At 60.7% G+C, this 6,661-nt stretch carries 7 protein-coding genes; 2 read left to right on the top strand and 5 right to left on the bottom strand.

Annotation, left to right across the window (positions count from 1 at the left end; translation table 11 throughout):
- The coding region (locus KHQ24_RS21040; RefSeq protein WP_211777448.1) for a carbohydrate porin at positions 1 to 386 on the top strand (386 nt) is incomplete at its 5' end.
- Positions 387 to 717: 331 nt separating this feature from the next.
- Here KHQ24_RS21040 and phnV read toward each other — a convergent pair.
- The 5 genes from phnV to phnR form a co-directional block, all read right to left on the bottom strand.
- Positions 718 to 1,515 (bottom strand): 2-aminoethylphosphonate ABC transport system, membrane component PhnV, encoded by a 798-nt coding sequence (phnV, locus tag KHQ24_RS21035; RefSeq protein WP_064178482.1) that lies wholly within the window; start codon positions 1,513 to 1,515, stop codon positions 718 to 720.
- Between the two features lie 2 nt (positions 1,516 to 1,517).
- Entirely contained in the window at positions 1,518 to 2,378 is an 861-nt protein-coding gene (gene phnU, locus KHQ24_RS21030; RefSeq protein WP_004202231.1) for a 2-aminoethylphosphonate ABC transporter permease subunit, read from the bottom strand.
- Complete coding sequence (phnT, locus tag KHQ24_RS21025; protein WP_049092166.1) at positions 2,378 to 3,490, bottom strand: 2-aminoethylphosphonate ABC transport system ATP-binding subunit PhnT; 1,113 nt, start codon at positions 3,488 to 3,490, stop codon at positions 2,378 to 2,380. Before phnT ends, phnU begins: the two co-directional genes overlap by 1 nt.
- 5 nt (positions 3,491 to 3,495) lie before the next feature.
- Entirely contained in the window at positions 3,496 to 4,509 is a 1,014-nt protein-coding gene (gene phnS, locus KHQ24_RS21020) for a 2-aminoethylphosphonate ABC transporter substrate-binding protein (RefSeq protein WP_211777447.1), read from the bottom strand.
- Between the two features lie 178 nt (positions 4,510 to 4,687).
- A complete protein-coding gene (gene phnR, locus KHQ24_RS21015) occupies positions 4,688 to 5,407 on the bottom strand; it encodes a phosphonate utilization transcriptional regulator PhnR (RefSeq protein WP_017900804.1) in 720 nt (239 codons plus the stop codon).
- A gap of 141 nt (positions 5,408 to 5,548) precedes the next feature.
- On the opposite strand from phnR, the gene phnW reads away from it, so the two are divergent.
- Positions 5,549 to 6,652, top strand: a complete 1,104-nt coding sequence (gene phnW, locus KHQ24_RS21010) for a 2-aminoethylphosphonate--pyruvate transaminase (RefSeq protein ID WP_211777446.1) — start codon at positions 5,549 to 5,551, stop codon at positions 6,650 to 6,652.
- Positions 6,653 to 6,661: the final 9 nt, after the last annotated feature.

Genomic DNA, 6,661 nt, shown 5'->3' with positions numbered 1-6,661 from the left:
AGGGCAGCCATAAGTTCACCCAGCAGGCACAGGTGGAATATCTGCTGGCCTTCCACGACTACGACAACGGCAGGGACAACACCGACAACCGCAAGAACTACGGCGCCATCGTGCGGCCGATGTACTTCTGGAACGACGTGCACTCCACCTGGCTGGAAGCGGGCTACCAGCGCGTGGACTACGACCAGGGCGGGGATAACCACGGCTGGAAGCTGACGCTGTCGCAGAACATCGCCATCGGTATGGGGCCGGAGTTCCGTCCGATGCTGCGCTTCTACGTCACCGGCGGCCAGGTGGACAATGAGCATACCGCGAAGGTGAACGGCACCCAGGACCAGCAGCTGGATTCGCTGAACGTCGGCGGGATGTTTGAGGCGTGGTTCTGATGCGATAGCGTTGCCGAAGGAGCGTTCCCGGCTGGCGCTACGCTTAGCCGGGCTACGACTGGTGCGCTCCATTTATGCCGGATGGCGGCATAAATGCCTTATCCGGCCTACGTTTCTGAGGAGGCGTGCGGGATACCCTCCCCAGGCCCGCGCAAGCGCAGCGCCGCCGGGCAGGACACTTCAAGCTCCATACCTGTGGTTGTGCCGGATGGCCGCATCAATGCCTTATCCGGCCTACGTTCCGGAGGAGGCCTGCGGGATCCCCCCAGGCCCGGCAGGCGCAGCGCCGCCGGGCGGTCTGGCGCCAGCCCCGCATGACGACATCCACTCTTTATCTCTGACACAAACGACGGGCGATGCGCTCCAGCTTCATCATCAACAGCAGCGTGACGCCCACCAGCACGATGGTCAGCGCCGAGCCATCGGCTATATTACCGCGATCGGTCAGGCTGAAAATGGTCACCGGCAGCGTCGTCCAGCCCGGCGGATAGATCATCACCGTCGCCCCCAACTCCCCCATCGACAGCGATAAACTCAGCGCCAGCGCCGAGATCATCCACGGCGTCATCAGCGGCAGCGTCACATGGCGCAGGCGGTACCACGGTGAAGCGCCCAGGCTGGAGGCGACGTTTTCAATATCAGCGGAAATCCGCGCCAGGCCGGTCGTGACGTTACTGAAGGTAAAGGCCGAGATCAGCACGAAATGCGCCGCCAGGACGATAAAGAAGGTGCCGTTCATCTGCAGCGGCCCCTGGCTGAAGGCCACCAGAATGCCCAGTCCCACGGAAACCGAGGGGATGGCGCTGGGCAGATAAAACATCAGCCCAAGATATTTCTGCAGCTTCGCGCCAGTCTGGCGCAGCGCCAGCGCCGCCCACATCCCGCACAGCAGCGCCAGCAGGCTGGCGCAGAAGCCCACCACCAGGCTGGAAAACAGCGAATCCCACGCCGCCCCGCGAAACGCGTTAACAAAGTGGGCAAAGGTAAAGCCGGTGGGCAGCAGGCCGTTCCATTGTTTACTCAGGCTGGAGAGTAAAATCACCGCCAGCGGCAGCAGGAAAACGCCGGCAAAAAGCGTCACCGCCAGCGCGCCCGCCGCCGCGCGGCCTTTACGCGACCAAATCAACATCGTTAACTCCTTACGCCAGTGCGCACCGCCGCCAGCCGATAGAGCATAAACAGCCCCAGCGACAGCAAAATATTGATCAGCGCAATCATGCAGGCCACGCTGTAATCCGACTCCAGAATCGCCTTGCTGTAGACCATCATCGGCAGGGTATTGACCCCTTTGGCGCCAATAAACAGCACGATACCGAACTCGTTAGTGGTCAATAACAGGCACAGGCTGCCCCCCGCCATCAGCGCCGGCAGCGCCGCCGGGAAGATAACCTGGGTAATCACCCGTAACGGATGAGCGCCGAGAATACTCGCCGCTTCCAGCTGGCTCTTATCTATCTGCCGCAGTCCCGCCATCAGCGGGCGCATCACCAGCGGCGTAAACACGGTAATCTCCGCCAGAATCACGCCGTTAATCGAATAGAGGAAGTCTACCGGCGGCAGTTCAAAAGCAAACAGCGCCATCAGGGTGCCGTTGAGCAGCCCCGCCGAGCCGTAAATAAAGGTGAACGCGAGAGTGATAAGAAAGGTCGGCAGCGCAATAAAAGTATCAATGACCCGGCCCACCAGTTGGCTGCCGGGGAACGGAATAAACACCAGAATCAGCGCCAGGACGCTGCCGAGCACCAGGCAGCCAAGGGTGGCGAACACCGCAATCTGTAAGGTATTGAGCAGCGCGCCAATAAAGCGCTTAGAGTCGATCACCTGCCAGAAGGTCTCAAGGCTCAGGTTGCCGCTGGCGTCGCGTAACGCCTGTTCGGCGATCAGCAGCAGCGGATAGAAAAACAGCGTCGCCAGCACCAGCAGCGGCAACGCCAGCCACAGGTAAGGGCGCAGGTTTCGCGCCGGACGCGCAAGCGTGAGGGTTTGCGCCATCATTGCACCTCGATCAGAACCGCATCGCCAGGTTCGAAGTAGAGCGCCAGCTTATCCCCCGCGCGCGGCAGTGGATTTACGTGAGTCATGACGATCCGCACCGCTTCGCCCGCGACGTCGCACAGCAGATGCGTCAGATCGCCCTGCCAGTGCACCGACGTCAGGGTGGCGTTGAGGCGATTACTGGTTGCCGATCGCGGCGCCAGGCTCATGTGCTGCGGGCGAATGCATAACAGCTTATTGTTGCCATGCAGGCCGCCCCGGCAGAAGGCGTTGACCAGGCCGCCGCCGCAGCTTACGTTCACCAGACCCGGCTCGGGGCTGTCTTTCAGCGCCGTCGCCTGCAGGATATTAGCGCGGCCGAGGAATTCGGCGCTAAAGCGGTTCGGCGGATAGTGGTACAGCTCGTGCGTTTCACCGTGGGCGATCAGCGACCCGTCTTTCATAATGCCGATTTTGTCCGCCAGGGTCAGCGCTTCGGTCTGATCGTGGGTAACGTAGAGGATGGTCAGCTCCGGCAGTTCGCGATGCAGGCGGGCAATCTCTTCCACCATGTTATGGCGAATTTGCGCGTCCAGCGCCGACAGTGGTTCATCAAGCAGTAACACCCGAGGACGCACGGCAATCGCGCGGGCTATCGCCACGCGCTGCTGCTGGCCGCCGGAAAGCTGATGCGGATAGCGGGTGGCGTAGTCCGCCATACCGACGATTTTTAAGGCTTCGGTCACCCGCCCGGCGATAAGCCCCCTGGGCTGCTTTTGCGCCCGCAGGCCGAAGGCGACGTTGTCTTCCACCTTCATATGAGGAAACAGCGCGTAGTTCTGCACCACCATCGCCAGCCCACGCTGGTAAGGCGGCAGGTGGGTGACGTCCGTGTCGCCGATCAGGATCCGCCCGCCAGCCGGTTGCACAAAACCGGCAATCGCCCGCAGCACGGTGGTTTTCCCGGAACCGGAAGGGCCAATCAGCGCCAGCACTTCACCGGGCTCAATGGTCAATGACAGCGGTTTTAAGACCACGTTGCCGTGGTAGGAAACGCGCAGCGAGTCCAGGGTGATCCCGGAGGTCCCCGCCAGCGACGGGGAAGAGATGACGGTGGTTTTCATTAACATCAGGCTTACTCGCTATCGGTCACTTTATGCCAGCGGGCGATATCCGCCGAGAGAGAAACCGCGACGTCGTCCCAGTTGGGTTCCCAGCGCTTCACGCCGTCGAGCGCCGCCTGCGCTGCCTTAAAGTTAGCGTCATCCGGCGCCACGTCGTTGCGCACCGGTAAGCCCCAGGAGCGCGCGCTGACGCTGGATTGCGCCGGTTTATCCAGCAGGAAATTAATCAGCTTCTTGCCGTTTTCGCTGTTCGGTCCGTTCTGCACCAGCCCGATGGTGTAGGGCAGCGCCAGCGCGCTGCGCTCGCCTTTGTCGTCCGCCGGCCAGAAGATTTTGACGTTCGGATTACGCGCCATCTGCGACAGGTTCATCTGCAGATCGCCGTTGGCGACGTACAGCTCGCCTTTGTTGACCAGCGCCGTCAGCTTGCCGGTGGAGGCCGATGGGCCGACGTTATTGGCCTGCAGCTTGCCCAGATACTCGAAGCCGGCATCTTTGCCGCCAAGGCTGTGGAAGGCCTGCAGCATCACCGCGGTGCCGTCCCCCGCCTGGCCCGGCGTGGAGTACTGCAGCTTATTCTTAAAGCGGCTATCCAGCAGATCCTGCCAGCTGGCCGGCGCGGTTTTCAGCAACTGGCCGTTATAGATGAGGGTCAGATAGTTGTTCACCAGCGGCGAATAGCGGTCATTGGCGCCGGGGATCTGCGCGCTGCCCTGTGGGGTAAAGGTGGCCAGCAGCTGCTCTTTCGCGGCGCGCTGGATAAACGGCGGTACCGTGACCAGCACATCGGCCTGCGGATTGGTGCGCTCCTTCGCCAGACGCTCGACGATCGCGCCAGAGCCGCCTTCCACATACTGCACTTTGATACCCGTCGCTTTGGTGAAGGCGTCGAACTGGCTCTGATACCAGCTATTATCGCCGTCATGCAGGCCGTCGGCGGAGTAAACCGTGACGACGCCGTCCGCCCAAACCGGGGAGCTGGTCAGCGCGAACAGGGACAGCAGAGCAAGTCGGGAGAGTTTCATCGTGTTAGCCTCATCGCAGTTAGTTGTTCTGGTGTAGACCAGATTTGCGTTCACGCTACCGAGGGTTTATGACAAAACGATGAAAGAAGTGTGTCGAAAGAGTTAAAGCGAAGGGGATACGTCGCCCCCGGTTAACGCTGACGCCACCGGGGATACGGGAAGGGTTAATACAATAAAATCAATGGGTATCGACTTCGATCCGCAGGCTGTCATGCCGCCAGTATTCGATATCGTAATCAAGAATACGCCCGTGCTGATCGTAATTCAGCCTGCGCAGCAGCAGCGCCGGGCGCCCCTCCATCACCCCCAACGCCTCTGCGGCCTGCGGCGGCATGGAGGTGGGATAAAACGACAGATGCATACTGGTATAGATCAGGTCGTAGTGGCTCTGATAAATCTCGGTCAGACTGCCATTGAGATCGTGGCGCAGCAGCCCCGGCACCCGGGCCGGCAGGCAGTGGTTTTCGCAATAGCACACCGGACGCCCGTCGGCATAGCGCAGGCGGGTCAGCAGGTAGACCTGATCGAAGGGCTGCAGCGCCAGCGGCGCCATCACATCCAGCGGCACGGCGGTTAAGCGGCCATCAAGCAGCACCGTTTTCGGCTCACGTCCCTGTTCGAGACACAGCTTGTGGAAGTTGGTGTTCTGCGTCGGATCCAGCCACAGACGCTCCGGCGTCACAAACCAGCCGCGGCGGTCGGCGCGGTAGATCACGCCGCTGGCCTCCAGCTGCGCCAGACTCTCGCGCACGGTGATACGGGTTGTGTTGAACAGTGCGCACAGCTCGCGCTCGGAAGGCAATTTATCGCCGCTTTTGAGGGCGCCGTTTTGAATACGCGCCTGCAGCTGCGCCTTAATCATCAGGTATTGCGGCATCTCGCCAGAGGGTGATTTCATGTTTACTCGCTGCCACGTTTGGTGCGCTCATTATACATAGCCAGATGAATTTTTTGTTGCAGCACCACATTTCCTTTGACCCTGCCCCGGCTTTGTCTCCATGATAAACACCAATCTGGTATAGACCAAATGGTGAGACAAATGACTTCACGGAATTACCTGCTGCTGACTCCCGGCCCGCTAACCACCTCCCGCATGGTGAAAGAGGCGATGTTGTTCGATAGCTGCACCTGGGATGATGATTACAATCTCGGCGTGGTACAGACCATTCGCCAGCAGCTGGTGCAGCTGGCCACCCCGGCCGACGGTTATACGGCGGTGCTGCTGCAGGGCAGCGGCAGTTACGCGGTCGAAGCGGTGCTCGGCAGCGTCATCGGCGAACAGGGCAAAGTGCTGATCGTCAGCAATGGCGCCTATGGCGCGCGTATGATTGAGATGGCGCAGCTGATGGGCATCGCCTTTCATCCTTACGATTGCGGCGAAGTCGCCCGTCCGGACGCGGCGGCGATCGCGCGGATCCTGCAGGATGACCCGATGATCACCCATATCGCGATGGTGCATAGCGAAACCACCACCGGCATGCTCAACCCGATCGAAGAGGTAGCCGCGCTGGCGAAGGAGTATGGCAAACGCTATATCGTCGATGCGATGAGCAGCTTCGGCGGCATTCCGCTGGATATCGCCGCGCTGAATATTGACTATCTGATAAGCTCCGCCAACAAATGCATTCAGGGCGTGCCGGGCTTCGCTTTCGTCATCGCCCGCGAATCGGAGCTGGCCACCTGCAAAGGCCGCTCGCGCTCGCTGTCGCTGGATCTTTACGCCCAGTGGCGCTGTATGGAGGATAACCACGGCAAGTGGCGCTTCACCTCACCGACCCATACCGTGCTGGCCTTCGCTCAGGCGCTGAAAGAACTGGCCCAGGAGGGCGGCGTCAGCGCCCGCCATCAGCGCTACAGCCACAATCAGCGCCGACTGGTCGCCGGAATGCGCGCGCTCGGCTTCCGGACGCTACTTGATGACAGCCTGCACTCGCCGATCATTACCGCCTTTTATTCACCGGACGCGCCGCAGTATCGCTTTCACACCTTCTACCAGAAGCTGAAAGATCAGGGCTTCGTTATCTATCCGGGCAAAGTGTCGCAAAGCGATTGCTTCCGCATCGGCAACATCGGCGAAGTCTACGACGCCGACATCACCGCCCTGCTGGCGGCCATCGACAACGCCATGTACTGGAAACAATAAGGAACCGCC

This window comes from Klebsiella sp. 54 (assembly GCF_018223875.1).
Taxonomy (GTDB): domain Bacteria; phylum Pseudomonadota; class Gammaproteobacteria; order Enterobacterales; family Enterobacteriaceae; genus Klebsiella; species Klebsiella quasipneumoniae.
Note: the sequence above shows the minus strand (reverse complement) of the source record. Positions and strands in the feature narration are given on the sequence as shown.

What these genes read in the sequence shown, in the direction of transcription:
- phnW (WP_211777446.1), top strand. Translation starts at nt 5,549, where the DNA reads ATGACTTCACGGAATTACCTGCTGCTGACTCCCGGCCCGCTAACCACC.
- phnU (WP_004202231.1), bottom strand. Translation starts at nt 2,378, where the DNA reads ATGGCGCAAACCCTCACGCTTGCGCGTCCGGCGCGAAACCTGCGCCCT.
- phnS (WP_211777447.1), bottom strand. Translation starts at nt 4,509, where the DNA reads ATGAAACTCTCCCGACTTGCTCTGCTGTCCCTGTTCGCGCTGACCAGC.
- phnV (WP_064178482.1), bottom strand. Translation starts at nt 1,515, where the DNA reads ATGTTGATTTGGTCGCGTAAAGGCCGCGCGGCGGCGGGCGCGCTGGCG.
- phnT (WP_049092166.1), bottom strand. Translation starts at nt 3,490, where the DNA reads ATGTTAATGAAAACCACCGTCATCTCTTCCCCGTCGCTGGCGGGGACC.
- phnR (WP_017900804.1), bottom strand. Translation starts at nt 5,407, where the DNA reads ATGAAATCACCCTCTGGCGAGATGCCGCAATACCTGATGATTAAGGCG.